Annotated in this window: 27 protein-coding genes and 1 tRNA gene; 14 read left to right on the top strand and 14 right to left on the bottom strand. The window is 62.5% G+C overall.

The genetic code is table 11. The features are described from left to right. The first annotated feature begins 66 nt into the window (after positions 1-66). The 7 genes from P9230_RS19885 (at position 67) to P9230_RS19855 (ending at position 4,031) form a co-directional block, all read left to right on the top strand. Positions 67-918, top strand: a complete 852-nt coding sequence (locus P9230_RS19885) for a glycoside hydrolase family 108 protein (RefSeq protein WP_278120585.1) — start codon at positions 67-69, stop codon at positions 916-918. Positions 919-1,202: 284 nt separating this feature from the next. Continuing rightward, positions 1,203-1,472 carry a hypothetical protein gene (locus P9230_RS19880; RefSeq protein ID WP_278120584.1) on the top strand — a complete coding sequence of 90 codons (270 nt, stop codon included), beginning with the start codon at positions 1,203-1,205 and terminating at the stop codon, positions 1,470-1,472. 25 nt (positions 1,473-1,497) lie between these two features. Next, positions 1,498-1,908, top strand: coding sequence for a hypothetical protein (locus tag P9230_RS19875; RefSeq protein ID WP_278086587.1), 411 nt, complete (start codon positions 1,498-1,500; stop codon positions 1,906-1,908). A gap of 175 nt (positions 1,909-2,083) precedes the next feature. Next, the gene (locus P9230_RS19870; protein WP_278056265.1) at positions 2,084-2,287 is read left to right on the top strand and encodes a hypothetical protein; all 204 of its coding nucleotides are present in this window, start codon (positions 2,084-2,086) and stop codon (positions 2,285-2,287) included. A 254-nt stretch (positions 2,288-2,541) separates the two neighbouring features. Further along, positions 2,542-3,000 carry a hypothetical protein gene (locus P9230_RS19865; RefSeq protein WP_278120583.1) on the top strand — a complete coding sequence of 153 codons (459 nt, stop codon included), beginning with the start codon at positions 2,542-2,544 and terminating at the stop codon, positions 2,998-3,000. Continuing rightward, complete coding sequence (locus P9230_RS19860) at positions 2,997-3,599, top strand: hypothetical protein (RefSeq protein ID WP_278120582.1); 603 nt, start codon at positions 2,997-2,999, stop codon at positions 3,597-3,599. The genes P9230_RS19865 and P9230_RS19860 overlap by 4 nt, the downstream gene beginning before the upstream one ends. A 51-nt stretch (positions 3,600-3,650) precedes the next feature. Then, the gene (locus P9230_RS19855; RefSeq protein ID WP_278120581.1) at positions 3,651-4,031 is read left to right on the top strand and encodes a cytochrome c family protein; all 381 of its coding nucleotides are present in this window, start codon (positions 3,651-3,653) and stop codon (positions 4,029-4,031) included. 906 nt (positions 4,032-4,937) lie between these two features. Here P9230_RS19855 and P9230_RS19850 read toward each other — a convergent pair. Together P9230_RS19850 and P9230_RS19845 are read right to left on the bottom strand one after the other, a co-directional pair. After that, positions 4,938-5,291: a helix-turn-helix transcriptional regulator gene (locus tag P9230_RS19850; RefSeq protein ID WP_278120580.1), complete on the bottom strand. Its 354-nt coding sequence runs from the start codon at positions 5,289-5,291 to the stop codon at positions 4,938-4,940. Between the two features lie 233 nt (positions 5,292-5,524). Continuing rightward, the gene (locus P9230_RS19845; protein ID WP_278120799.1) at positions 5,525-6,727 is read right to left on the bottom strand and encodes a pilus assembly protein TadG-related protein; all 1,203 of its coding nucleotides are present in this window, start codon (positions 6,725-6,727) and stop codon (positions 5,525-5,527) included. A 394-nt stretch (positions 6,728-7,121) separates the two neighbouring features. Between P9230_RS19845 and P9230_RS19840 the strand changes: the two genes are divergently transcribed. Next, positions 7,122-7,343, top strand: coding sequence for a hypothetical protein (locus P9230_RS19840; protein WP_278120579.1), 222 nt, complete (start codon positions 7,122-7,124; stop codon positions 7,341-7,343). A gap of 450 nt (positions 7,344-7,793) precedes the next feature. On the opposite strand, the gene P9230_RS19835 is transcribed toward P9230_RS19840, so the two are convergent. From P9230_RS19835 to P9230_RS19825, 3 genes are all read right to left on the bottom strand, one after another. Continuing rightward, positions 7,794-8,159, bottom strand: coding sequence for a hypothetical protein (locus P9230_RS19835; protein ID WP_278120578.1), 366 nt, complete (start codon positions 8,157-8,159; stop codon positions 7,794-7,796). A gap of 402 nt (positions 8,160-8,561) precedes the next feature. Further along, positions 8,562-8,786, bottom strand: coding sequence for a hypothetical protein (locus tag P9230_RS19830; protein ID WP_278120577.1), 225 nt, complete (start codon positions 8,784-8,786; stop codon positions 8,562-8,564). A 90-nt stretch (positions 8,787-8,876) separates the two neighbouring features. Then, positions 8,877-11,411, bottom strand: coding sequence for an RTX toxin (locus P9230_RS19825; RefSeq protein WP_278120576.1), 2,535 nt, complete (start codon positions 11,409-11,411; stop codon positions 8,877-8,879). A gap of 760 nt (positions 11,412-12,171) precedes the next feature. On the opposite strand from P9230_RS19825, the gene P9230_RS19820 reads away from it, so the two are divergent. After that, on the top strand, positions 12,172-12,510 hold the full coding sequence (locus P9230_RS19820; RefSeq protein WP_278120575.1) for a hypothetical protein: 339 nt from the start codon (positions 12,172-12,174) through the stop codon (positions 12,508-12,510). A gap of 49 nt (positions 12,511-12,559) precedes the next feature. Here the strand turns inward: P9230_RS19820 and P9230_RS19815 are convergent, their stop codons facing one another. The 3 genes from P9230_RS19815 to P9230_RS19805 are packed head-to-tail and all read right to left on the bottom strand — an operon-like array spanning position 12,560 to position 13,936. Further along, positions 12,560-13,060: an Hsp20/alpha crystallin family protein gene (locus P9230_RS19815; RefSeq protein WP_278120574.1), complete on the bottom strand. Its 501-nt coding sequence runs from the start codon at positions 13,058-13,060 to the stop codon at positions 12,560-12,562. Between the two features lie 27 nt (positions 13,061-13,087). Further along, positions 13,088-13,492 (bottom strand): Hsp20/alpha crystallin family protein, encoded by a 405-nt coding sequence (locus tag P9230_RS19810; protein WP_278120573.1) that lies wholly within the window; start codon positions 13,490-13,492, stop codon positions 13,088-13,090. A 12-nt stretch (positions 13,493-13,504) separates the two neighbouring features. Beyond that, positions 13,505-13,936 (bottom strand): Hsp20/alpha crystallin family protein, encoded by a 432-nt coding sequence (locus tag P9230_RS19805; RefSeq protein WP_278120572.1) that lies wholly within the window; start codon positions 13,934-13,936, stop codon positions 13,505-13,507. Positions 13,937-14,492: 556 nt separating this feature from the next. On the opposite strand from P9230_RS19805, the gene P9230_RS19800 reads away from it, so the two are divergent. Together P9230_RS19800 and P9230_RS19795 are read left to right on the top strand one after the other, a co-directional pair. Beyond that, complete coding sequence (locus P9230_RS19800; RefSeq protein ID WP_278056283.1) at positions 14,493-14,813, top strand: hypothetical protein; 321 nt, start codon at positions 14,493-14,495, stop codon at positions 14,811-14,813. Beyond that, on the top strand, positions 14,810-14,995 hold the full coding sequence (locus P9230_RS19795) for a hypothetical protein (RefSeq protein WP_127335513.1): 186 nt from the start codon (positions 14,810-14,812) through the stop codon (positions 14,993-14,995). Before P9230_RS19800 ends, P9230_RS19795 begins: the two co-directional genes overlap by 4 nt. A 99-nt stretch (positions 14,996-15,094) precedes the next feature. Here the strand turns inward: P9230_RS19795 and P9230_RS19790 are convergent. Further along, positions 15,095-15,171: transfer RNA gene (locus tag P9230_RS19790), tRNA-Pro, on the bottom strand. A gap of 200 nt (positions 15,172-15,371) precedes the next feature. On the opposite strand from P9230_RS19790, the gene P9230_RS19785 reads away from it, so the two are divergent. Continuing rightward, positions 15,372-16,892 (top strand): phosphomannomutase/phosphoglucomutase, encoded by a 1,521-nt coding sequence (locus tag P9230_RS19785; protein WP_127324443.1) that lies wholly within the window; start codon positions 15,372-15,374, stop codon positions 16,890-16,892. Between the two features lie 10 nt (positions 16,893-16,902). Continuing rightward, positions 16,903-19,140: an AGE family epimerase/isomerase gene (locus tag P9230_RS19780; protein ID WP_278120571.1), complete on the top strand. Its 2,238-nt coding sequence runs from the start codon at positions 16,903-16,905 to the stop codon at positions 19,138-19,140. Between the two features lie 89 nt (positions 19,141-19,229). Here P9230_RS19780 and betB read toward each other — a convergent pair whose 3' ends face one another. The 5 genes from betB to betI are packed head-to-tail and all read right to left on the bottom strand — an operon-like array spanning position 19,230 to position 25,510. Further along, positions 19,230-20,693, bottom strand: a complete 1,464-nt coding sequence (betB, locus tag P9230_RS19775) for a betaine-aldehyde dehydrogenase (RefSeq protein WP_278120570.1) — start codon at positions 20,691-20,693, stop codon at positions 19,230-19,232. A gap of 54 nt (positions 20,694-20,747) precedes the next feature. Continuing rightward, complete coding sequence (gene betA / locus P9230_RS19770; RefSeq protein WP_278056288.1) at positions 20,748-22,400, bottom strand: choline dehydrogenase; 1,653 nt, start codon at positions 22,398-22,400, stop codon at positions 20,748-20,750. Continuing rightward, entirely contained in the window at positions 22,393-23,397 is a 1,005-nt protein-coding gene (locus tag P9230_RS19765) for a threonine/serine dehydratase (protein WP_278120567.1), read from the bottom strand. Before P9230_RS19765 ends, betA begins: the two co-directional genes overlap by 8 nt. Then, positions 23,394-24,923 carry a choline-sulfatase gene (betC, locus tag P9230_RS19760; RefSeq protein WP_127240181.1) on the bottom strand — a complete coding sequence of 510 codons (1,530 nt, stop codon included), beginning with the start codon at positions 24,921-24,923 and terminating at the stop codon, positions 23,394-23,396. The genes P9230_RS19765 and betC overlap by 4 nt, the downstream gene beginning before the upstream one ends. Next, positions 24,920-25,510, bottom strand: coding sequence for a transcriptional regulator BetI (betI, locus tag P9230_RS19755; protein ID WP_067320854.1), 591 nt, complete (start codon positions 25,508-25,510; stop codon positions 24,920-24,922). The genes betC and betI overlap by 4 nt, the downstream gene beginning before the upstream one ends. Positions 25,511-25,698: 188 nt before the next feature. On the opposite strand from betI, the gene P9230_RS19750 reads away from it, so the two are divergent. After that, complete coding sequence (locus tag P9230_RS19750) at positions 25,699-26,865, top strand: acetyl-CoA acetyltransferase (protein WP_278120566.1); 1,167 nt, start codon at positions 25,699-25,701, stop codon at positions 26,863-26,865. The last annotated feature ends 9 nt before the right edge of the window (positions 26,866-26,874 follow it).

Raw genomic sequence — 26,874 nt, 5'->3', positions numbered from 1 at the left:
ATCCCCCTGCCGCCGAGCCCCTCAATCGCCGACGGGCAGGAAAGTTCCCAACCCTCAGGAAAAGTCATGACCGGATCTCGCGAGCAGGAATCGCTCGCCCGCGTGCTCGCGCACGAGGGCGGCTACAGCAACCACCCGGCCGATCCGGGCGGCGCCACGATGAAGGGTGTGACCCAGCGTGTCTACGACGCCTATCGCAAGAGCAAGGGGCTGGCGCTTCGGTCGGTGAAGCGCATCACTGGCCAGGAACTCTTCGAGATCTACGATCGTCAATACTGGGACGCGGTGAAGGGCGATCTATTGCCGGCCGGGGTCGACTATGTCGTGTTCGACGGCGCGGTGAACTCCGGCCCGAAGCAGTCGATCATCTGGCTGCAACGCGCGCTCGGGCCGCTCTACAAGGGCCGGCTCGACGGCGTGATGGGGGTGGGCACCATCGCGGCCGTCCAGGCCTGCAACAACCACGATGCCCTGATCGGCCGGATCTGCGATCAGCGCATGATCTTCCTGCAGCACCTGAACACATGGCCGGAGTTCGGTCGCGGCTGGTCATCTCGCGTCGCGGAGGTCCGCTCGATCGGCCAGTCCTGGGCAACCGGGCTCACGCCGCAGGCGGCGAACTTCGTCGGCGGCGGTCAGGCGAAAGGATTTGTCGAGGATGCCAAGTCTGCCCCATCGACCGCGCCGGCCGATGCGGCAGCCGGCGCCGGTGCTGGCGGGCTTGGCCTTTCCGGCTACCTCTACGATCTGCAGAACCAGCTTTCGCCGTTCTCCTATACCAGCGAATGGATCAGCAAGGTCGTCGTCGTCCTGGCAATCGCAAGCACGCTGCTCGCGATCGGCGGTCTCGCCTGGCGCTGGTATGCGAACCGCAAGGCGAAGCGTATCGCCGCGGCTCTCGGGGCGGAGGCGACGTAGTGGAAAACCTCGCTTCCGTGTTTGCCGTGATTCTCGCTCGCGCCTTGCGCTCGGTTGGAGCCGCAAGCCTGGCTGTTATCGCCGGCTTCCTGATCTGGTGGCTGATATGAGCGTCCTCATCAGCCTGCTTGTCGGCCGGCTTGGCATCTCGCGGCTGGCAGCCGGCGCTATCGCCTGGGCCGCCATTGCGGCGCTCGTCTCGGGCGCTGCTTTCACAGTTTACGGAGTCATCAAGCACCGCGGCGCCGAAGAGGTCCGCGCCAAGATCGAAAAGGAAAACCAGGATGCGATTGCAAAGGGTATTGATGCTCGCATGTCTCTTGACGACTGCATCGACGCTGGCGGCGTGTACGACTTCCGGCGTCAGCGGTGCGCCGGCGCTGCGCTCGGCCATCGGCAACAGCCTCGCGGGCGCTCAGGGCAAGACACCGGCCGATCAGAACAAGATCGACAAGACGATCGCGCCGGGCTGCGCGCTCGGCCTCTACACGCCGATTGAATGCGACCGCCACACCAAGGCGAGCGCTGATCGGCGAGCCGAAATAGCATCCTAGCAGTACGTCCTTGAACGGCGGGGCAATGGACGAGGACATCGGTATGCGGAACGCTTCTCAACAGATTGCGAAAAACGTCTTGTTGCTGGCGATCGCCAGGCTCTCGACGGCATTGGCTCTGCCGACGATCGGCCTGCTGTTCTGGCTCTATTCCCAGTGGCAGGACACGCGCCTGATGACGATGCAAGGCCAGATCGCGGAAGCGGAACAATCAGCTTCCGACGCGACGTCAAAGGTTACGAAGGTTTCCGAGCGGCTCTATGTCGTAGAGACGAAACAGACGCAGGATGCGGCGTCCAGCGACAAGTTCCAGAGCGCTACCCTCACGCGGCTCGACAGGGTGCAGGACTCGATTGTCGGCCTGTCCAACGCCGTTGCTGCGCTGACTGCAACGCTTCAGGGCCTGGTCGATGAGCGGAAGGCAAAGCCCCCTTGAGATCCGCTGCGGTATTGCGTCAATTCTGATCGGACCTAGGGATGTATCGCGCTTCGCCGGATGGGACCTTGGCATCGAACTGAAGCGTGAACAGGCTGCTAACGCACACGTATCACTACCCACACACGGCGGACTTTATTATTCTGAGCGGGGGTGTCCGGACGGAGGCAAAGTCATGCCTATGGGGCGGTTGACAAAGGGCGTATTCAATCCCGACGAAATAGAAGTCCTGAGCCGAGTTTTTGCGGCCACCTCTGCAGCCAACGAGACAGAGGAGCAGAAGGAGCACCGAGCCTCGCGCATTATCGCAAACTACATGGCGGGCATCACCGACGAGCGCGAGCTGATTGAGCTCTCCCGCAAGCCGCTGGGCAGATAGCAGGCCGCCACGAGCCAGCGGCCGACGCATACTGCTGGGGGGCGGGGGTTACATGAAAGCGTCGGCCGCCAGCTGGCGGGGCGCGTCATATGACGCAGGGGTAGACTAGGGGCTTTGGCCGCCCCTTCAATCACGATGCCCTGATGTGGTGAATAAGAGGTTACTATCCACAGCCGAGCGGCCGGTCCGAGCGGCTGCACAGGTCAATGCAAGCGTCCAGAAGCATCACGAATCGGCTCTGACGGCGACGGTCATTGTTCCGGCTATTGCCTACACTGATCGTCTGCATTGCTCGAAGAGCGGCCGGAAGGAATCGTTTCCAGTACGCATTTCAGCAATCGCTAACGGAACGCTTCCGGCTGTGCGATATTGAATCAAATTTCCAGTGTTGCGTTGGGGTTCGTATGCGTAAGCCTGCCGGCGGCGCCCGGCTATCCTTCATTAGGCCCCTGGACCCGATCCAGGTTGAAACACCGCCGGTCAGCGATGATTGGCTGCACGAGATCAAATACGACGGCTACCGAACCCAGCTGATCCTCGACTGGGCCGGCGCCCGTGCATTCTCTCGGAATGGGCACGATTGGTCGAAGCGGTATTGGCCGATAGTCGCCGCGGCGGAAAAGCTTCCTGCTGAATCTTTCATTCTCGATGGGGAGATGATCGCGCCGGGCCGGACGGAAGGCCGAACTTCCAGCGGATGCACTCCCGCATGACATGGAACGCGGAGCAGCTAGCATTCGTAGCCTTCGACATCTTGTACATCGATGGCGAGGATCTGCGCTCGTTGCCGGTTATCGAGCGGAAGGCGAAGCTCTGGAATCTGGTCAAGCCGGCCAGGGACATCATCCAATACAGCGACCATGTTGAGGGCGGTGGCGCCGCATTCTTCGAAGCCGTTGAGCGGATGGGCCTGGAAGGCATGGTCTCGAAACGACGCGAAAGTCCCTATCGAAGCGGGAAGGTCGATTCCTGGGTGAAGACGAAGTGCTGGGATGTCGGCGACTTCGAACTTCTAGGCATCAAGCGAGAGCCAGGGAAGCCCGCTGCCGCGATCATGGCGCGCGGTGGCCGATATGCCGGCACCGCGTTCATAACGCTGCCCAGCGGCCTCAGGGAACGGCTGTGGAAGCGTGTCGAAGCGGCCAAGGCGTCGAAGCCAGCGCAGCGGGTGCCGAGCGCCTTCGCCGATGATGTGGAGTGGGTTAAGCCCGGCATCACGGGGAGGGTTAAGTTCCTTCGCGGGGAGCATACGCTACGCCATGCGACGCTGCAGGATTTTGGGGACGGAACCAAAGACAGCCGGCCAGCTTGACTAAGGCGCGGATCGTCCGGCGTAGATGACGATCGATCAGGGAGGAATGCCATGCGCGCAATCGCACTTTTCATCGCCGCGTCGGCTACGATCTTCATTGCAAGCCCTTCGCGGGCGCAGGATGCCGCCGCAGGCGAGAAGGTCTTCACCAAGTGCAAGGTCTGCCACATTGCAGACCAGGACCAGAACAAGGTCGGCCCGTCTCTGCACGGCGTCATCGGGCGCACCGCGGGCACGCATCCCGGTTTCACCTATTCCATGGCCATGACCGAGGCCGGAAAATCCGGCATCAAATGGGATGAACCCACGCTGACGAAGTATCTTCAAGACCCCAGGGGGATGGTCAAAGGGACAAAGATGGCGTTTCCCGGCCTCAAGAACGATCAGGACGTAGCCAACGTCATCGCTTACCTGAAACAGTTTTCCAAGTAAGGCCCGTCGGCTTCACGCTCATGAGCTGCGGCGGGCTTTCGTCACACACTCCGATTCGCACGCACTCCATACAATTTACCGCCGCGCGGCGTCGTCTCGCTCGCGAACGGCGCGTCGTCCCGATAAGACGATGCCCGTCACCCCAGGCAACGGGATGGCGGGCATCTATTCACTCTGCACTGCCGACGATGAAGGGACATTGCTCGCCGGCTCTATCAAATGATCGAGCGCGGCGAAGGTTTCAGTGCAGGGACCAAAGCGTTAGCTCCTCCGACTTCGGTCGCATCGGCGCAAGGGAACATTCCACAAATCGGCAGGTTGGGGCTCGCGGCGCGACGCTTGCGAGGCCCGCGCCGCTGGGTTGCGCAGACCCCGGAGCCCGCTCGTCCCCCCTCAAGGCGGGCGGGCTTTTGCCGTTGAAATTTCGGCTGCCGACCTCTTCAACACGTTTAGGCGGAACGCCTATATCCTAGCAGGAGCCATATTGCGTTGAGACGCTGAGAATGCCCGACGACAGGACCCTCATCGAGTTGATGCGACAGTCAACGATGGCCATTTGGCGGTCCCGCAAATTGCTGGAAAGATCCGCAAACCACAAGGCTGTCACAAAGCCCAGCGAGGAAACCAGCGCGAGGCGTGACGAGGGCAAGAGGCCCGCCGCGAAACAGCTTGGTTCGAAGGGCGCGAATTCGGTTTGACATCGCCGAGCAAGGGCACGGGCTGGACGCTTGAGGAGTTGATCAACGCCGGCATGTCCGTGACGGGCGGCTGCCTAGATTGCCACCGTCAACAAAAGCTCGACCTGGCAGCTCTCCGCGATCGCTTCGGCGCCGATGCTCCTGCTATGGAATGGGATCTTCGGCCGAGGATGAAAATGCGCCGTGTGCGGCGGCAAGCGTATCACGCTCACCTATTCGCCCGATACCAGCCCGAAAGGCCTTCACCGCAAAGGAGTGTGAGGTTGCTAGAGCGTGCGTTTCGTCTGCCGCCGCCGCCACATTCGATTGTCCGTCTGGCGATCATCGTTCGGACCCATGGAGCGAGGTAGAAATGGCCCTTCAGCGCTAAAGACAACTCCCGCATCCTCCAGGGCCTGGCGGATCGCGGCAACACGGGATTCGGGTTCCTCGACCCGTTCTCAAAATCGAGGATCGTTGGTTCGCTAATATGCGCTCTGGCAGCGAGCCGCACTCGCGACCAGCTCAACAGAGCTCGTGCGGCTTTTGATTGTTCCCCCGACAGTAGGGCTCGTCTGGGCATAGGCGTTGAGCATTCAACGTCCCTAAAATATGCCGTCGGCTTCGTAAGGGGTCCTCAAATGTTCGTGAGCCCGGAACTCAGTTCGCGGGCGGGGCGGGTCACCCTAGGTGTGGATCAGATTGGGTGGGCCTTCAATGTCGATGCGCGATGTGGTGAACGAGCGGCTGATATGTAGGGCTTTAAGTGCGTTCGATGAAATGGCGGCGGCTCTGCGTTGATTTGCGATTTCCTGATTATTCGACAATAGCAACCGACTGGGCTGAGGGGATGTCCTTCATGCCGAGGCTTGAGCAGTTCTGGTTGATGGTCGTGTTGCCCGACCACTGGATGGTATCGGCAACGACCTGGGTGCAGCCGCCAGTCCCGGCGAAGTTGCCTAGATAATTGACCTGCTGCTTGGGGAAGTAGAGGGCGCCGGTCAACAGCGAACTCGCAGCGCCGTTGAAAGTGCTGGATGCGCTGGTGCCGGTCCTGTCGCCGTAAAACAGCACCCCCGAATAGGTGCCCGAGTTCGGTGCGCTCAGCGTGACGGTGGCGTTGCCGTTCATGGTGACGGTATTGCTGCCGGACATGAAGATCGTCACTCCGCTACCCGAGACGACCGCGCCGGCGTTGACCTTCATACTGCCCTGGACGACGTAGACGCCGGGCTGGAGCGTGACATTGCCCTTGAGATCCATCCCGCTGCAGTATGTTCCCGGCTGCAGTGTTTGCGCCGTTTTGTTGCCATTGCCGTTGGCAATCGTCTTGCACGGGCTGCTGGCCGCGGGCGCCGGCAGGCCGGAGAAGGGATCGGAGGCGGGCTGAGCCTGAGTGATCGGGGCCTTGCAAACAGTGGTGACCGGGTTGTTCAAGACCATGCCGCCGACAGAGATCAGGCAATCCGCCTGTAAACTCCCCGAGCCCTGTAGCTTGAGGGCATCCGCAGCGTTCGAATCCGACATCACCGAACAGCCGGTCAATTTGACGCTGGTGTTGCCGGAAAATAGCGCCGCCTTTGAGGCCGACGGATTGAGTGCCAGCACGCAAGCCTTCGAGGCATCTGTGATGAGGGCCACAGCTCTTGCCTGTTCTGCAACCTGATCCTGGACGAATATCGAAGTGAATATCCGGTCGAGCTTCTGATTGAGGACCACCTCGACCGCCTTCTTGCCTGCATTTGGACCTGAGGTCGGAGGCGCGTGGACAACGATGGTGCCTGTTCCCAGCCCATTTGAGATGGCCGATTGAGTGGCGGCCGCCGTGATCGTCGCCGTGTCGGATCCAGCGATCTTTTCCAGCGCGCCGGCATAGGCGGCGGCATCGGCCGCTGCCTGGAGCTTCAAGTCTTCGTAGTACCAATAGGACGTCTCGACGCCGAGACCGGCAGCGCCGACGATAATGGGCAGGCTAAGCGCAAAAATAGTGGCGACGTTCGCCCCGGCGTCCCGGCCGATTTCGCGCACTGAGTCCCAAATGTCTTTGTTTGTTGCCACGAAGCATTAGTAGGCGCGCATATATGAACGAAACGTGAATATGCGGTTGGGCAGATGCCCGGCCCCCGCCCCAGTCGGGTGCCTATCAATCAGGAACCTTAGCAGAGCAATACCGTTGGAGGTCGCGGCACATGGTAAGACTGGAACAATTACTTTGGCGTGCCGCCGTTGGGGTGAACCCGACAGCCCGCCCGAACTTAGCTCGGGCGGGCTTTGAGGGCCGAACCAATCGCTACCTCATTTTGAATAGCTCTAATTTTCAAAAGGCGTAAAATCGAAGCGTCGTCCGTACAAATTGGGGCAGTGGACGTTTGGAAGCGATTTTCATGCTTTCGCCCCGACGAGGGAGGTAGCTATGCTCGCGCATCGGCACGGTGTGGCGAATTCGGACGAACTGGTTGCCTTGACCAAAGCTCTCAACGATTACTGCGAAAAGCACGAGATACGCGAAGGTAGCGAGCGCGACACATTCGCCAAACACATCATGACCCTATTTATGAACGGGATCATCGAGCCCGCCGAGATGGCCAATGGATTGGACAACTGGCTAGCGGAAACGTTGAAGAGAAGGCTTTGAGCCTGGCCCGTGCGGCTGCCCAAGGCTGGTTGGAGCCAACAACAGAGACGTAGGACGGCCTTTCATCAGCTACGCCTAAAGTCCCGATGCCAGACCGCCCTAAAGGTGGCGCATAGTAAGGACTTGCCCCCTTGCTAACTTGGGGCAAAAGCCCGGCCTGAAGCGCCCAACGCCCCCCGCCTCGCCGCAGGCCGGGCACCCAGCGGTGTAACCTAACGCTGACCAGCTATTGAAGAGCTTGATAACGTAGGCTGAAGCGAGCCTGGTGCCCTCGCTGGACAAGATCCTCCGGGGCGAAGTTCGCGCAGGGCTCTAGTGCAAGAAAAGCGCCGGCGGCCGATCTGGCACGTTGGAACGGATCCAGCCACAGTTGCCGGCGCGAAGAGCATTGCCAAGCTAAGGCGAGGCGGCGCAGCAGGTCCGTTCCTCGCCAGCACGGGTTGGGATCGCCTACTTCGAGCCCCCGTGGGGCCCGCCGCCATAGCCGTTCCCGTTGCCGGATTTAAAAAGCTTTCCGTTGTCGGATGCAAAAAGCTTTCCGTTGTCCTTGCCGGACTTGAAAAGCTTTGGCTTGTAACCCGAGCCGGAGCGGCCGAGGTGAAGGTGGTTCTTGTCACCCCATCCATTACCCGGGCGTGTTCCTCCCGATTTGGCAATCGCCCTTGAGTTCAAGCTTGTACCGAGCAGCATTGTGATGGCCGGAGGCGTGACCGCAGCAAAGCGTCCAGCCTGCTTGAGGAAATCGCGGCGCGCCTGGGCCTCTGAAACAAGCTTTTCGGAACCGTTTTCCGTAGGCCTTGTGCTCTCATTTGCCATATCAGCACTCCTTCCTAGAGAATACCCTAGTCGCCGGATGCAGAGAAAGCAGATCCTCAAAAGGCGTACATGTCGGCGCCGATGTGCGGAGCTCAGGGGCGACCTTGAGACCCAAATTGATACCCGTCACCCCCACCGTGGGATGGCAGCTAGCTCCCGCCGACGACAAGGTGAGGAAGTTCCTCAGCGGTTCTATCAAATTCGGAGATTTGGCTGCTGCGCGGCAGCGTTGGCGCGGACGTCACTTCCGCCGCGGAATGACGGCTAAGCTATTCGCCTGCAAGAGCTGCCGGGAGCTCTGAGCACGAGATTTACGAGGCGAATCTGGCCGCGATCGCCGCCATCGAAGTGGTCATAATCGGATTGATTCCGGCAACGATCGAGCAATCAGGAATGGCCGGTTTACTTTTTGAGACGCATATCAAGCCCGAGCCTAGCGCATTCGCTGTAGGCGAAGGCCTCTGCATCTGCCCGAGAACCGAACTCCTTCATGCTTACTACGCCGTCCTCGATGACACGCACATAATGTCTATTTGCAATTTCCTCAATCTCAACCGACCACTTCCACGGTTGTTTGTTCATCACCTCCCGGTTCATGCCAGTCGCTATCACCAAATCTTTGAACATGTTTGCCAGCAATTCTTCAAACTAGGTGCGCCTTACGAATTCTGCCACCAGAGCAGCCACCGAGCAACAAGCTTGGCGGCACTCGCCGGTTCAGGCGAGCAGCCAACCGTTCAAATGGAATTCATAGATCTTGCCGTCGTTTTCGGTCGGATTCGCGTCGTTGTCCACGCCGCGGTCGACGACATAGAGGCTCATTTGGTGGCTCGGATCGTCGCTGCTCGGCGCCAGCGCCAGTCCCGCCAGCTTTTTCGGGTTGGCAGCGGAGATGTCGAGCGTGCCCAGCAGGTCCCCGGTTGGCGTCACCATCGCCACCGAGGTGCGTGACACGATGACATAAAGCAGGTCGTGGACCGGATCATACGCTATGCCCCCGTCGGAAGCGGTGCCGAGCGATTGTGTAGAAAAACTCGTCACGACATCATCGCCCCCCGTGCTTGGGACGCCGTCGAATCTGCCGTTCTGGCCCGGAGCGATGGTGTAAATGCTGTTGGTTGAGCCATCCTCGAGATAGAGCACGCCGCGGTTGGGGTCGTAGGCAATACTCTCGGGGTCCGTACTGCCGAACGGGACGGTCCTGAACGAGGTCACGATATCGTCGGAGGTGTTGTAAAGCCCATCCTTGCCCGGGTTCAACTCATAGACGGTCTTCGTGCCGGTATCGTCCGAGAAGAAGAGATGGTGGTTCGCCGGATTATAGGTGACCCCGGCCGGCTCATCGGAGAAATTGATGGTGGTGAGCGTGCCCGTCAGGGTGCCGTTCAGATTCATCTGGAAGAGATTCTTGCCGGTGAAAATGGACATCTCCTCCACCTCACTGTCGGCCACCAGCAGCGTGCCGAGGTGGGAGATATAGACGATATCGGTTGGATCGGGGCTCGGCGGCGACCACTGCGAAGTCAGAATGGTGTGCGCCAAGGTCACGGATGTCGGCAACTGGGTGGCCGTGACGGCGACGGTGAAGGCATGAGTGTCGCTGCTGCCGTCGGACGACGTTGCTGTGACGTGGAGATTGATCGTCGGTTCGGACTGGGCATTGAGCGTGCCGGAGCCTGATCGCGTGATGACGCCGGTGCTGGAATTGATGGCAAAGCGCGAGTCGTCGATCGTGTAGGTGATCGTCGAGCCGGCATCGGGATCCTTGGCCGAAGCGGTGATGCCGACGGCAGTGCCGGCGGCGGCATTTTGGACGATCTGGTTGGCCGCGGAGTTGGCATCCGGCGGCGTGTTGAACGCAACCGGCTCCGGGCTGTCGAGGACGGCGAGGGTGAAGCTTTTGTTGGCGGTGCTGCCGTCGGAGGAGGTTGCCGTCACCGTCAGGTTGATCGACGACTGGGTCTCGAAGTCGAGCGTGCCCGTGCCCGAGCGCGTGACGACGCCGGTATTGGAATTGATGGCAAAGCGTGCATCGTTGATGCTGTAGGTGACGGTCGCGCCGGCATCGGGATCGGTGGCCGAAGCTGTGATCCCGGTGGGTGCTCCCGCCGCGGCGAGCTCGGCGATCTGGTTGGCGCCGGGGTTGGAGTCGGGCGGAGTGTTGAAGGCCACCGGACTTCCGGATCCCGGCAAGACATATTCGATGTGCAGCAGCGGCGCGCTGGCGGGATTGTATTCGTAGGAATCGGCGGTGCGCGTGCCGGTGCCGGTGATCAGGAAGGCCATGTCGTTGAGCGCCGCCCAGCCCGAGCGGCTGACGATCTCCTGGACGATAGCCGTGAGGTCTGGCGTGCGCTCGGCCTGGACGTGCTCGCCCACCGTGGTCCACGGGGCCGGCGTCCAAGTCGCCGACGCGTCGGTCGTTGCCCGTGACGATACATTGAAGCTGGTGCTGGTGAAGGCGCTTGCGTCGTCGGTGTCCTGGCCCTTGATCAGCAGCGAGGCCGCGCCGGTCTTCACCTCGTTGGCCTGGAACTGGATGTAGGCGCTGGTGATGATCGCGCCTTGCGGGATATCGATACCGGTGAAGCGGAGACCGACCGTCTGGCGGGTAGAGCCGTCAAAGCCCAGTTCCAGATCACTGACGTTGCTCGAAATCGAGCCGGAACCTTTCTCTTCGACGTCGTCGCCTGCGGCCGCCACCCTCGTTTCGAATACCGGGTCGGCGCCGAGGGCATTGGTGACGGTAAACGCGTCCGCCGTCGCCGCGGTGCCGGTGTTGGCTCCCGGACCAGCACCGGTGGCGGCCTGGGTGGTGAATGGGAGGCCCACAGGGTGCCAGAAGCCCGAGGCAAAGCCTGTTACGCTGTCACGAAAGGTGCCGTCGAGATGATTGCCAATTCTGGCTGCAGCTTCGGCAAGGCCGTTCAGGCAGGCATTGATCCCCTCTGTCGAGGTGCAGGCCGCAATGAGAGTCTCGATCCTGGTCGCGGCTTGATCCGCTCCATCGCTGTAAACGCTTTTATCGATTCCAGCAGCAAGGCTGCCGCAGCCGGGAGTCGCTTGTTCCGTCGCCGAAGCTATCGGCGTGTTGTCGTGGTACTGCTCATGCGCGTTTCGATCGCCAGTTCCGGCCGATGGGACGGGCCCCTCGTCGATCGTCAGAAGGCCCTTGAAGGAAGACCAGGAGCCGAACCGAGTCATGTCGGTTCCAAGGCCCCCGCCAATGCCCGGATTCCAAAGTTCGGACATATCAAGTCTCCTTCACCGCAATGATAAGGCACCCCGCCTCAGCCTGGGTCGCTGCAGCCTCGACCCGGTCGGGTTCAACCGCGCGTGTCGCCATTCACGATGACCCGAACAGAATGGTGCGGAAGAATCGTGCCGACAGCGAGCGAAGAATGAGAAATCCTCCAAATACAAAGGCGGGGCCGCGTCGTCACGGGGCCGCCTCGCGCGTAGCCCTGGACCAAAACGGCGTAGGTGGAAAGCTGACAAAACCATGAGCCCGAACCTGCTTCGTCCTGCCGGCCAATTGCCCGGTTCATTCGAAGCTGCCGCACCGACACTGGCGGTCTCGAGCGCGCCTTGGCGCGCCTTGGAGTGATATAAACATTGGCACGACTTCGGCTACAACGCTGCATGTCTCGAGTATTAATTCAGGCAGTTCTGTCCCATCACAATGGCTATTTGGCCAGACAAATGGCTTAAAAGTCAGGAACTATAGCCTAGATAACCAACTGGTTGTTTAGTGCAGGAGTTTCGCAGTTAGGGCGTTCGTCTTACAGAGCTACCCCCGGCACTTTGATACGACCACGCGCACTTAGCGTGAGCAGTTCGTCGCAGTGTCGCCAAAGTTTGCGGTCTTGGCGAAATAGCTGCAACGCACCGAGACCACGTCAGCCTTCATTCGCGCGCCAACTGGAAGCTCGCGTGTCAGCCGACGCTGCGACCACGGAGTTCTTCAGGGGTGCTCGGCCCCAGGCAATCTGGGGCGCCTCTTCTCCCGCAAATGGCTGCACTGCCGGAACGCAGCCGCGAAAGCCTTGGCAGCAAGATCGCACCTATGCCTGGATGGTCCGTTGCTGCGAATTACGATTTCCGCCTGCCTGATCGTCAGGCCGTGCTTTTCAGCAAACTCGTCCAGATCATATTTCGCCGCCGGGGCGACATTTTTGATTCCTTGCATATGTCCCTCCGCAAAGAACTCGCAAGAGGCAAAGCAACCGCGATTGCAAAGTTTCATCAGGCTGAGCGCGTGGAGCTTGTTCAGGACCGATCCGGACGGATTTCGTGCTCCGACCGCGCCATCTTCGGAGCCCGGCGGTCGTTCAGCTTGGCGCAGTATTGAAGATGCGGCGGGGGCGTCCGCCGCATCGACCTTTTCCCCTTCGCGGGCTTCAGTCGGTTTTCACCTCGATCTTCTTCACCCGCGAAAGTGCTTCTTGGGTCTTTGGAAGCGTCACCGTCAGGACGCCATTCTTGAATTCGGCGCTCGCCTTGTCCGTGTCCACGACGGAGGGCAGCGGGATCGAGCGATAAAACGAACCATATGAGCGCTCCGACAGGTGGTAGCCCTTCTGGCTCTCCTCACGCTCGCTCTTCTTCTCGCCCTTGATGGTGAGGGTGTTGTCCGTCAGCGAGACATCGACGTCCTGCCGGTCAATGCCGGGAAGCTCGACCGAAACCTCCAGCGTGCTGTCGGTTTCGGCGATGTCGGTTCGTGGGCCCCCGACTTCCCGGCGGCCGAGCGCGCCGAAGGGTTGATCGAACCGTCTCCAGAAATCCTCGAAGATGCGGTTCACGTCGCGCTGCAGGGAAAATACGGGGTTGTCCTCCTCCCGCTTCGCAATTTCGCCGCCCTTATTGTTGCTCCATGGAATCAGGTCTCTGATTTGCATCGTCAACCTCCTTTTACCCTCCAACGGCTAAGCCATCTTGAGTTGGATTTTGCGGGCCTTGGCCGGCGCCGCCTTGGGCAGCACCAGACGCAGGACGCCGTTCTTCTGCGACGCCTCGATGCCGTCGCGGTCGATGTCCTCGGATAGCGTGAAGACGCGCTCATAATCGCCGGCGCTGTATTCGGCATAGACCTGACGATAATTTTCATGCTGTTGATCGGCCGCGTAGCCGCGGATCGCCAGTGTCCGTTTCTCAAGCGTGATATCCACTCCATCCGGGGCGACGCCGGGCATATCGACGAGAAGGACGACATTGTCCTGCGTCTCATAGATATCGGCGCGCGGCGCGAATACGGACCGCGAGCGGGTCCGTTCACCGCCGTCAGGCTGGCTGATGACCTGGCGATCGGTGGTCTTTAGTTCCTGGGCCATGTTTCCCTCCTCTCATCCCTTGATCTGGATCTTCTTCGGCCGATCGGCTTCGGGTCGACGCAGCTCGACCTCGAGCAGCCCATTGGCAAAACGTGCCTCGACCTGTTCCGGATCGACGCGGAACGGCAATTGCACCGTCCGCGCGAAGCTTCCATAGGGGCGCTCGCGACGGTGCCAGACGGATTTCTCGTCCTCCGCCCCCGCTTGGCATTCGCCCTTCAATGTGAGTGTGTTCTCGCGCACCGTAAGATCGACCTCGTCGGGCGCGATCCCAGGCAGTTCGGCTGTCAGCGCTACGCTATCCTCTCCGACCCAAAGATTGACCGGGGGAAACTCCTGGGCCGCACTGGTCAGGCCGGCCAGGCGCTGATTCACTTCCTGTTGCATGCGCCGCATTTCCAGAAACGGATCGAATCCGACGCGGCCCAAATCCGATAGCAGCATGGGTATCCTCCTTCGATTGACACCAGACGTTGCAACGCACGAAGCGCGCGTGCACCGGAGCGAACTGGATCGAAGGCAATCGGGGCGCGATCAGGCATGACCGAGACGGCCGAGAGCGCCAACTCGCAATCGCGAGGAGGGGGGTTCGGGCAAACACCGGAACACATCCTCTATGCGAGCGACATGAACCGAACTCGATCCATGATAGGACCGTCGTTCCCGTGCCAGGACCCGATAGCGGCATCCGGCAAAAATCAGTTAGGTGAGGCAAAATTGCGTTTCAAGAGGTGATGAGACGCTCGGCGAAGAGCGCGGCGAGAGCCCGCGCGCAGATTTCCGGGCGACCCGAAGAGCAATCCTCCATCACGAACGAATCATCCCGCAGCAAGCCCACTCGGGCGCTGCAAACGATCGAGCGGGTTGGCGCCTCGCCGTCACAAGGCCGGCTCGCTACAACTCCTTCGCATGGCCTGCTGCTCTGTGTGATCTATGGGACAGACCTAAAAGATTCCACGGCGGTCTTGACGATCAAGGAAAATGTTCCTCTTTTGTTCTCATGCCCGAGACCTATGGCCCGAAGCGGCGCGACTATCCGTTGTCGACCCTGAACGACACCATGCGCCTAGTTCGGGTGCGGTGCCGCTATTGCAAGCAGCAGCACAATTATCATCCGTCGGATCTGATCCAAATCTTCGGTGATGTCGACGTCGACTCGCTCGCCTACCGCATGAGATGCGAGAACGGCGGCGATCACGGCATGCTCGATGTCGAGGCCTTCGTCCCGACCGGCCGCGAAGGCGTCGGCTTGCGCATCCGGCGCCTGGTGGCGATTAAGATCAACCGGGTGCCGATTTGGAAGGAGGAAGGTCCGAAATGACGAACGACCAATTCGAACGCGCGCTTGAGGCTCTGCTCGCGGCCGACCCCGGGCCAGTGTCGATCAAGGCCGGCGTAGCCGCGCTGCGCGCGATCGGGAGCGAGGAGCCGGATGGCGAGCTGCAGTCGCTGGTCGGAACGTTCGCGGCCGAGCGCCGCAGGGCGATACGCTTTGACCTCTGAAGCCAGCAGGGCGACGACCGTCATCGGCCTGACCCTGAGTTTCAGGTGGGTTATCAGGTGGGAGGCAAAATCGGGAGGAAGCTAACGCATTGTTTTCTCTGGTCGGAGTGGCAGGATTTGAACCTGCGACCCCATCGTCCCGAACGATGTGCGCTACCAGACTGCGCTACACTCCGTGACCAGACGGCGGGCTTATAGCCGCCACTTTCCGATCCTGCAAGCGTCAATGGCTGCACTTGTGTCGCATTTCTCGGCTTTCACCAATCTTGCCCGGATGGCATGCGATTTAGCCGTCGGATAAAGCCCGGCTTAAAGGCTTTCGTGATAAGCCGCGCCCTCTATAAATCGGCATTCCGGCTCTCTGGAGTTTCGACCATTGACCTTCACGATTGTTGGCGAAGCCCGGCCCAACAGCTTCGAATTCGAGACCTCGGCGCTGATCAAGGCGTCGGGCTTTCGCGAGTACGACGCGCGCTGGTGGGTCGGCCATCCCGGCTCGACCAAGGCGCCGGAGCTCAATTTGATCGGCGTCCAGGCGCTCGGTATGGGTCTGGGCACGCTGATCCGGCGCCTGGGCGTTGGGCCGGATATCGTCACCGGCCATGATTTCCGCTCCTATTCGCTGTCGATCAAGCTGGCGCTAGTCTCCGGCCTGATGGCGGCGGGCGCCCGGGTGAAGGATATCGGCCTGGCTTTGTCCCCCATGGCCTATTTCGCGCAGTTCGCGCTCGATACACCCTCGGTCGCCATGGTCACCGCCTCGCATAACGAGAATGGCTGGACCGGCGTCAAGATGGGGGCGGCGCGGCCGCTCACCTTCGGTCCGGAAGAGATGGGCGCGTTGAAGAAGATCGTGCTCGAAGCCGACTTCGACCTCCGCGGCGACGGTGCCTACGAGTTCATCTCCGGTTTCCGGGAGCTCTATGTCGATGATCTTACCAAGGGCAAACACATCTCGAGAAAGCTCAAGGTCGTTTGCGCCTGCGGCAACGGCACGGCTGGCGCCTTCGCGCCGGAAGCGCTGGCGCGTGTCGGCTGCGAGGTGATCCCGCTCGACGTCGAGCTCGACCATGCGTTCCCGCGCTACAATCCCAATCCCGAGGACATGCAGATGCTGCGTGCCATCAGCGAGAAGGTGCTGGAGACGGGCGCAGATGTCGGACTGGGCTTCGATGGCGACGGCGACCGCTGCGGCGTCGTCGACAACGAGGGGAACGAGATCTTCGCCGACAAGGTCGGGCTTATGCTCGCGCGCGATATTTCATCGTTCCATCCGGGCTCGGCCTTCGTCGTCGACGTCAAGTCGACGGGGCTTTTTGCCACCGATCATGTGCTCAGGGCGAACGGCGCCACAACTGACTATTGGAAGACCGGCCATTCCTATATCAAGCGCCGCGTTGCCGGGCTGGGTGCCGTCGCCGGCTTCGAGAAATCCGGGCATTTCTTCTTCAACCCGCCTATCGGCCGCGGCTATGACGACGGGCTGATCACCGCGATCGTCGTCTGCCAGATGCTCGACCGCAATCCGCGGAGCTCGATGGCCGATCTCTGCCGCGCGTTGCCGCTGACCTACGGTACGCCGACCATGTCATCGCAATGCCCCGACGAGGTGAAGTACGGCGTGGTCGACCGCGTCGTGGCGGATTTTCAGACGATGCACCGCGAAGGTGCTGACTTTGCCGGCCAGAAGATCGTAACGCTCATCACCGTCAACGGTGTGCGCGTCGTTGCGGAGGACGGCACCTGGGGCCTTGTGCGCGCCTCCTCGAACAAGCCCGAGCTTGTCGTGGTGGTGGAGAGCCCGGTATCGTCCGAGCGGCGCCGGCAGATGTTCGAAGCCGTCGACGCCGTGCTGCGCCGCAGTCCCGAAGTCGGCGCCTACAACCAGACCTTCTGACAGGGCAGCCATGAGCCAGCGCATCGTCAGTTTCGTCATGAGCGGCGGCGTCGGCTCGCGGTTATGGCCCCTGTCGCGCGAGGACAATCCCAAGCAATTCCACGACCTTTCCGGCGACGGTTCGATGCTGGCCAAGACCTTGCGCCGGCTGGCCGCGCGGCCTGAAGGGCAGACGCCGATCTTTCTCATCGCATCGGAGCGCCATGCCGACCGCGTCCATGCCGATCTTGCCGGCATTGATCTCGCCGGCGGCGGCCCATTGTTCGAGCCCACGGGGCGCAACACCGCCGCTGCCGTGGCGCTTGCCAGCCTGCGCACCCTCTCCGAATTTGGCGATGAGCTTGTTCTCGTGGTGCCCTCCGACCACGAAATCTCCACCGCGCGGCAGTTCTGGCGGAGCGTTGAAGCGGGTGCTGCGGCGGCGAGAACCGGTCGCTTGGTGGTGTTCGGGATTAAGCCGACGCAGCCCGAAATCGGCTATGGCTATATCGAGGTCGCGGCCGATCGCGACGGCGTGTTCGACGTCTCGCGCTTCGTCGAGAAGCCCGACCTCGCCACCGCGCGGGCTTATCTCGACGCCGGCAGCTTCTATTGGAATACCGGCATTTTCCTGTTTCGCGCCGGCGCCATGCGAGATGCCTTCGCCGCCTTCGAGCCCAGGATCTGGCAGGCGACGGAAGCCGCTTATCACGCGGCGACCAACGATCTTTCCGGGCTCTACATGCCGCTGGAACTTTACTCGGCGATCCCGTCGACCTCGATCGACTACGCTATCATGGAGCGGGCCAAGGACATCGCCATGGTGGCGGCCGGATTCCGCTGGAACGATCTCGGTTCGTGGCAGTCGCTGCTCGATGTCGGCCCGTCCGACAGCCACGGTAACGTCATTCTCGGCGATGTCGTCGCCATCGATTGCGAGAACTCCTACATCCGCGGCGACGGCCGGCTGCTGTCGGCCATCGGCATGAAGGACGTGGCCATCGTCTCGACGGCAGACGCCACCTTCGTGGCGCCGGTCAGCCACAGCCAGCACGTCAAGAAGATCGTCGAGCAGCTGGAGAAATCCGGCCGGCTGGAGACGAGGTTCACGCCGGCGCATGACCGCGTCATCGAGAGCGGCGCCTGGCGGCGCCGCGTTCGGCACTGGCTGTTCGAGGAGACGCTGCCGCTGTGGTCGAGGTCAGGCGTCGATGAGCGCCATGGCGGCTTCCATGAGGCGCTGGGCTTCGACACCGCGCCGTTGATGAAGCCGAAACGCATGCGCACGCAGGCGCGCCAGATCTATGCCTTCGCCGTCGCCAAGGAGCGCGGCTGGGACGGCCCGGCGGATCGGCTGATCGCTCATGGCCTTGACTTCATGGCAGGCCGGGGCCGCACCGACAAAGGCGGCTGGGTGCGCACGCTCAATATCGACGGCTCGGTCGCCGATCCGGTCGAGGATGCCTACGACCATTCCTGCGTGCTGTTGGCGCTGGCGCACGCGCATATGTCGGGTCATCCCGATGCGTTGCGGCTCGCCGAGGAAACCTTTGCTTTCCTCGATGCTCATCTCGAGGACAGCCGCATGACAGGTTTCCTCGAAACCTCCGACGGCGAGGGCGAGCGTCGCTCCAACCCGCACATGCATCTGCTCGAAGCCTTTCTCGCTTGGCACAGAGCCACTGGCGAGCGCGCCTACCTGCGCCGCGCGGCGCGCGTCATAGATCTCTTCCGCAGTCATTTCTTCGATGCCGAAAGCTGGACGCTGGGCGAGTATTTCGACGACGGCTGGAAGCCCGTGGCGGGCGAGAAAGGAACATGGACCGAACCCGGCCACCATTTCGAATGGGCCTCGCTGCTCGTCGATTTCGCCGCCCGCAGCGGCCAGGCCGAACTCACCGGCTTCGCCCGCAAGCTCTATGCCTCGGCTGTCGCCAACGGCCTCAACCGCGCCACCGGCCTTGCCTATGGCGCCGTCTCGCGCCAGGGCCTGCCGCTCGACACGGTCTCGCGCAGCTGGCCCCAGGCCGAGGCGATCAAGGCTGCGATCGCGCTCGACGGCTCGGGTGGGCCGGACCTCAAGCCGGAGATCGAGGCGCGCGTCGGCCACCTGTTCCGCTGGCACATCGACCCGGCGCCGCTCGGCCTCTGGATTGACCGCATCGACGAGCGCGGCCGGTCATTGGCGAGCGACGTGCCGGCCAGCATCTTCTACCATCTGGTTTGCGCGCTGACGCAGTATCTGGACGGAACGGCGGAGAAGGGGTGAGGGGGCAACTGGCGGCAACGCAGAAGCTGCCAATCTCTACCCTTGCGGAGGAGATTGCTGTCACTGCGGGCTTTTGGCCAATCGCCAAGTCAATACGGGCTCGCCACATCCCCCGTCTCGACATAGACCGCCTTCAGCTGCGAATAGTGCGCCAGCGCCGCCAGCGAGTTCTCGCGGCCGATGCCGGACTGCTTGACGCCGCCGAAGGGCATTTCCACCGGCGTCAGATTGTAGGCGTTGATCCAGCAGGTGCCTGCCTGCAGCTCGGCGATGACCCGATGGGCGCGGGGCAGGTCGCGGGTGAAGACGCCCGCAGCGAGGCCGAATTCGGTATTGTTGGCGCGTTCGATCACCTCGTCCTCGTTATCGAATTTCAGCACGCTCATCACCGGTCCGAAGATTTCCTCGCGCGCGATGCGCATGCCATCGGCCACGCCGGTGAACACGGTGGGTTCGATGAAGAAGCCACCTTCGAAGCCCTGCAGCGACGGCACGTTGCCGCCGCAGGCAAGCGTCGCACCCTCCTCTTTGCCGGCGGCGATGTAGGAAACAACCTTTTCCTGCTGCGCCTTGTTGACCAGCGGCCCCATTTGCGTTTCCGGATCGAGCGGATCGCCGATGCGGATTTTTTTGGTACGCTCGGTCAGCCGCTCGACGAAGCGGTCATGCAGGCCCTTCTGCACGAAGACGCGCGTGCCGTTGGAGCAGATCTGGCCGGTCGAATAGAAATTGCCGAGCATGGCGCCGCCGATGGCGTTTTCGAGATCGGCATCGTCGAAGACGATCAGCGGCGACTTGCCGCCGAGCTCCATCGTGGCGTGCTTCATTTTCGAACCGGCAAGCGACAGCACCTTGCGGCCGGTCGGCACCGAGCCGGTCACCGAGACCTTGGCCACGACATCATGGCCGACGAGGCCGGCGCCGACATCGCCATAGCCCTGCACGACGTTGAACAGCCCGTCGGGCAGGCCCGCCTCGCTGTAGATTTCGGCCAGCGCCAGTGCCGAGAGCGGCGTGTTCTCCGACGGCTTGAACACCATGGCGTTGCCCATGGCTAAAGCCGGCGCCGACTTCCAGCCGGCGATCTGGATCGGATAGTTCCAGGCGCCGATGCCGACGCACACACCAAGCGGATCGCGCCTTGTGTAAGCAAACGGTCCGCCGAGATCGATCATCTCGCCGTTGAAGGCCGCCACTGCGCCGGCGAAATATTCGAGGCAATCGGCGGCCGAAGGCGCGTCCGCCACCAGCGTCTCCTGGATCGCCTTGCCGGTGTCCAGGGTCTCGATGCGCGCTAGGTCGGCATTGCGGGCGCGCAGGATGTCAGCGGCGCGGCGCAGGACGCGGCCGCGCTCGACCGGCTTCATCCGTGCCCAGGCCGGCTGCGCCGCGCGCGCGGCCTCGATCGCCAACTCCAGCACGTTCGGCGTCGCCGAATGCAGCGAGGCGATGGTCTCGCCCGTCGCCGGATAGATTACCGGCAGTGGCGCGCCGCCTTCGTCCTCGATGTAGCGGCCGTTGACGTAGTGCGATGCCGTTGGCTGGGCGCGCATGGTCTTCTCCGTTCGTAATCGCCGGGGCGGGGAGGGCGCCCGCCGGATCATGCGCTATCTGTCTGCCACCTGCCAGCGCGGATTGATCCAGGGTTCCTGGTTGGATGGCGCGAGCGGCGTGCGGCCAAGGATGTGGTCGGACGCCTTCTCGCCGGTCATGATCGACGGCGCGTTCAGGTTGCCGTTGGTCACCCGCGGGAAGATCGAGGAATCGGCAACGCGCAGCCCCTCGACGCCGATCACCCGGCATTCCGGATCGACGACGCTGGTCAGGTCGTCGGCGCGGCCCATCCTGCAGGTGCCGCAAGGGTGATAGGCGCTCTCGGCGTGATCGCGGATGAAGGCGTCGAGCTCGTCGTCGGTCCGCACATGGGCGCCCGGCGAAATCTCCTTGCCGCGGAAGCCGTCGAAGGCCTTCTGGCCAAAAATCTCGCGCGTCAGCCGGATGCAGTGGCGGAACTCACTCCAGTCGTCGGGATGCGACATGTAGTTGAAGCGGATCACCGGTTTCGCTTTCGGATCGGGCGAGCGCAGGCTCACCGAGCCGCGCGACTTCGACCGCATCGGCCCGACATGCGCCTGGAAGCCATGCGACTTCGCCGCCGCCTTGCCGTCATAGCGCACCGCCGCTGGGATGAAGTGATACTGGATATCGGGGTAGTCGACACCGGCCTGCGAACGCACGAAGGCCGCCGCCTCGAAATGGTTGGTGGCGCCGAGGCCGGTCTTGAAGAACAGCCACTGCGCGCCGATCATTGCCTTGGAGAACGGGTTGAGCACCGAATTCAGCGTGATCGGTCTGGTCGCTTCCTGCTGGATATAAAGCTCCAGATGGTCCTGCAGATTGCGGCCGACACCCTGCCGGTCGGCAATGACCTCTATGCCGTTTTCCTGCAGATGTGCGCCCGGACCGATGCCGGACAGCATAAGGATCTTCGGCGAATTGATCGACGACGCCGCCACAATCACCTCACGTCGCGCCTTAACGACCTGAATCTGTTTGTGAGCTTCGATCTCGACGCCGACGGCACGTTGATTCTCGATCACCACGCGCCGCGCGAAACCTTTGAGCAGGCTAACATTTTTTCGTTTGAGCGCCGGCTTCAGATAGGCATTGGCCGCGGACCAGCGGCGGCCGCGCCAGATGGTCTGCTCCATCGGCCCGAAGCCTTCCTGCTTCGATCCGTTATAGTCGTCGGTGAGCTCGAAGCCGGCCTGCCGGCCCGCCTCGAGGAAGGCGCCGTAAAGCGGGTTCTTGCGCGTGCCGCGCTGCACATGCAGCGGGCCGCCCTGACCGCGCCAGCCGTCCTCGCCGCCGTCGGAATCCTCCATGCGCTTGAAATAGGGAAGCACGTCGGCGAAGCCCCATCCGGCAGCACCCTGTTCGGACCAATGGTCGAAGTCGCGCGCATGGCCGCGAACATAGACCATGCCGTTGATGGAGGACGAACCGCCGATCACCTTGCCGCGCGGGGTGGCGAGCACGCGGCCGCCGAGATGCGGCTCCGGCTCGCTGGCGAAGCCCCAGTCGTAAAGGCTCATATTGAGCGGGATCGACAGCGCCGACGGCATCTGGATCAGCGGCCCCATATCGGTGCCGCCGAACTCGATGACGATCACCGAATGCTTGCCGTCTTCCGACAGCCGGTAGGCCATGGCCGAGCCGGCGGAGCCCGATCCGATGATGACGAAATCCGCTTCAAGCATTGTTCATATGTGCCATAAAGTCGGCGAGCGAGACATTGCCGCCGGTAGCCACCACAAGGACGGTTTTGCCCGCTACATCCACCTTGCCGCCGAGCAGCGCGGCAAGCGAGGCCGCGCCCGAAGGCTCCAGCACCAGCTTCAGCCGCTCGAAGGCGATCTTCATTGCATCCCGCACCGCGGCATCTTCGACGGTGACGCCGCGAACGCCGGCAGCACTCACCGCCGCGAAGGGCGCCTCGCCTGGCTTGCGCGCCATCAGCCCGTCGCAGATCGATCTCGGTCCGATCGGCATCGTCTCGATCGCGCCATGCGCCAGCGACGAGCCCATGCCGTTGAAGCCGTCCGGCTCGACGGCGATGATCTCGGTTTTCGGCGACAGATAATGGAAGGCGAGCGAAACGCCGCCGATCAGGCCGCCGCCGCCAACCGAGCAGAACACCAAATCGGCGTGGGCCTTCTTCGCCGCCAACTGGTCGAGCGCTTCCAGCCCGGCCCCTGCCTGGCCGGCGACGATCTCGGGATCGTCGAAGGGATGCAGCAAGGTGAGCTGCTCGGTCTCGGCGATCTCGCGCGCCTTGGCGGCGGCGACTTCCTCGCGGGCACGCTCGCCATGATCGGTCAGCACCACGCGCGCGCCATAGCCGGCGGTCGCGTCGCGCTTGGCGGCAGGCGCGTCGATCGGCATGACGATGGTGACGGGAATGCCGAGCGCCTGGCCGGCAGCCGCAAGCCCTTGCGCGAAATTGCCGGAGGAATAGGCGACCACGCCCTTCCTCGCTTCGTCCGGTGACAGCCGCTTAAGGCGCCAATAGGCGCCGCGCACCTTGAAGGACCCCGCCCATTGCAGCGATTCCGGCTTGACGAACACCCGCGCGGCGCCGGCTTCCCTCGCAAGTGCGGGCGACTCCAACAGCGGCGTGACTTGCGTCGCCGTCGAGGTCACCGCATAGGCCTGCTTCAGGCGGTCGAGGGTGGGAGCCAGAACGTCTGCCATCATTCGCCTCGCGGATATCGTTTGCTCTCTTCGAGGTTGTCGAGATTCATGTGATTGCGCATGTAGCGCTCCGAGGCTTTCTGCAGCGGCTGGAAATCCCAGGGGTAATAGGCGCCGTTGCGCAGCGCCGGGTAGACGACCCAGCGGCGTGCCTGGCTTTCGCGCACCGCGGCATCGAACGCGGCCATGTCCCAGCGCGCCCGGACCTTTTCCATGAACGCCGCCACCAGGGCAGCGTTCGCCGGCTCGTCAGCGAGGTTGTTCCGTTCGAGCGGGTCGGCCTCCAGGTCGAACAGCTGCGGCGCGTCGAGCTCGCAATGGACGAATTTGTATTTGCCGTCGCGGATCGCGGCCAGCGGCGCATAGGAGCCTTCGGCGGCATATTCCATGAGAACGGGTGCGGTGCGCGGCTTGCCGCCGAGCAGCGGCAGCAGCGACTGGCCGTCGGTCCACGGCGCGATTGCAGCGATATCAATGCCGGCGAGGTCACAGAGCGTCGGCGTGACGTCGAGATTGGAGACGGGCGCCTCGATGAGGCCGGCTGGCACGCCGTTGCCGGCGATCATCAGCGGCACGCGCGCCGAGCCCTCGAAGAAGCTCATTTTGAACCACAGGCCGCGCTCGCCCAGCATGTCGCCGTGATCCGAGCAGAACAGGATGATGGTGTCGTCAAGCATGCGAGTGCGCTTGAGGACGTCCAGAAGCTCGCCGAGCTTATCGTCGACATAGGAAATGTTGGCGAAATAGCCGCGCCGGGAACGGCGCACCTGCTCGAGCGTGATTTCGAAGGACTGATAGTCGCTTGCCCGGTAAAGGCGCTGCGAATGCGTGTCCTGTTCGTCATGCGGGATGAACGGCGTCTCGGGATCGAGCGTCTGGCAGTTCTCGTAAAGATCCCAGTACTGCCTGCGCGCGACATAGGGATCGTGCGGGTGCGATAGCGAAACGGTAAGGCACCAGGGCCGATGTCCCGCATCGTCCTGCTCGCGCGAAAGCTGGTACAGCTTTTGCTCGGCCAGAAACACCACCTCGTCGTCATACTCCATCTGGTTGGTGGTCTCGGCAACGCCGGCGCCGGTGACCGAGCCGAGATTGTGATACCACCAGTCGATGCGCTCGCCGGGCTTGCGGTAATCCGGCGTCCAGCCGAAATCGGCCGGATAGATATCGGTGGTCAGCCGCTCCTCGAAGCCGTGCAACTGGTCCGGTCCGACGAAATGCATCTTGCCGGACAGGCAGGTGTAATAGCCGGCGGAGCGCAGATGATGCGCGAAGGTCGGGATCGAGGAGGAGAATTCGGCGGCGTTGTCATAGACCCCGGTGCGCGACGGCAGCTGGCCGCTCATGAACGAGGCCCGGCCGGGCGCGCAAAGCGGCGAGGCGGTGTAGTTGTTGGCGAAACGCGCCGAGCGGGCGGCGAGCGCCTTGAGATGCGGCACGTGCAGGAAATCCGCCGGGCCGTCGGGGAAGAGCGTGCCGTTGAGCTGATCGACCATGACGATCAGGAAATTGGGTCGTTCGGTGGTCAAGGCAGGCTCCGTCCGCTGAGCTTGGTTTCGAGATAATCTTCGACGAGCGCGATCGCTGTCTGCGCATCGGGCACGCCGTCCTTCAGCGCGCGCCGAATGTAGAGTCCGTCGATCAGCGCCGCCGTCGCTTCCGCAGCGCGGTCCGCTTCGGCCCTCGGCAGAATGCCGGTCAGCCCGCTCATCAGGTTGGAATTGAGCCGCCGCGCATAGATACGAAGCAGCCGCCGCAACTCGGTCGATTTCTGCGCCTCGACATAGAAGGCGAGCCAGGCCGCGATGATCTCCGGCTGGAACTGCTCGTCGGAGAAACTGACCGCAACGACGGCCGAGACGCGCTGGCGCGGTGTCGCGGCGACGCGAAGCGCTCGTCTTGTATCGATGTTGAGCTCGGCAAGGATGTGCCGCATCGTGGCGAAGAGCAGCTCGTCCTTGGCGCCGAAATAGTGATGGGCGAGCGCCGACGACACGCCGGCGCGGCCGGCGATCTCCGACATGGTGACGTCCAGCGAACCGCGCTCGCCGATTGCCGAGATCGTCGCGTCGATCAGCGCCTTGCGGCGCAGCGGTTCCATTCCGATTTTCGGCATGCGAGGGGTCCGGTTCGAAGCGAGATTATTTTTTATTGACGCATCAATCAATAAAAAATCGGCATCGGATCAATCGATCGTATCGCTCTGGCCCCATCCCTTCGGCTGGAAAACGGTTCACTATTGAACAATATTGAATGTCATGCCGCGACCGGACGTGCTAGGCTGCGCGGCAGATGGAGGCTGTCATGACCGCATGCATCGTCGGCTGGGCGCATTCGCGTTTCGGCAAGCTCGAAGGCGAGACGCTGGAGGGCTTGATCACCAAGGTCGCCGTGGACGCGCTCGATCATGCCGGCATCGGCCCTGACGATGTCGACGAGATCGTGCTCGGCCATTTCAACGCCGGCTTCTCACCGCAGGATTTCACCGCGAGCCTGGTGCTGCAGGCCGACGACCGGCTGCGCTTCAAGCCGGCGACGCGCGTGGAGAATGCCTGCGCCACCGGTTCGGCTGCCGTGAGACAAGGCGTCCGCGCCATCGATTCCAACGCCGCCCGCGTCGTGTTGGTGGTCGGCGCCGAGCAGATGACCACCACACCTGGGCCCGAGATCGGCAAGAACCTGCTGAAAGCCTCCTACCTGCCCGAGGATGGCGAAACGCCGGCCGGCTTTGCCGGCGTCTTCGGCAAGATCGCGCAGGCCTATTTTCAGCGCTATGGCGACCAGTCGGATGCGCTCGCCATGATTGCCGCCAAGAACCACAAAAACGGCGTCGACAATCCCTATGCCCAAATGCGCAAGGATTTCGGCTACGAGTTCTGCCGTGAGGAAAGTGAGAAGAACCCCTTCGTCGCTGGTCCGCTGAAGCGCACCGACTGCTCGCTGGTCTCGGATGGCGCCGCCGCGCTCGTGCTCACCGACACCGCGACGGCGCTGAAGATGCGCCGCGCCGTGACCTTCCGCGCCAATGAGCACGTCCAGGATTTCCTGCCGATGTCGAAGCGCGACATCCTTTCCTTCGAGGGCTGCGAGCGGGCTTGGGGCCAGGCGCTGAAGAAGGCCGGCGTCACGCTCGACGACCTCTCCTTCGTCGAGACGCATGACTGCTTCACCATCGCCGAGCTTATCGAATACGAGGCGATGGGCCTGGCGGAGCCCGGCGAGGGCGCGAAGCTCGCCCTGGAGGGCGTCACGGCCAAGGACGGCCGGCTGCCGGTCAACCCGTCCGGCGGGCTGAAGGCCAAGGGCCATCCGATCGGAGCCACCGGCGTCTCCATGCATGTGCTCACCGCCATGCAGCTGACCGGCGAGGCCGGCGGCATTCAGGTGCCTGGGGCAAAACTCGGCGGCATCTTCAACATGGGCGGTGCTGCGGTGGCCAACTACGTTTCCATCCTCGATCGGATCAGGTAGAAGCGGCCC

Source organism: Mesorhizobium sp. WSM4887 (assembly GCF_029625865.1).
In the GTDB taxonomy this organism is placed as follows: Bacteria; Pseudomonadota; Alphaproteobacteria; order Rhizobiales; family Rhizobiaceae; genus Mesorhizobium.
Note: the sequence above shows the minus strand (reverse complement) of the source record. Positions and strands in the feature narration are given on the sequence as shown.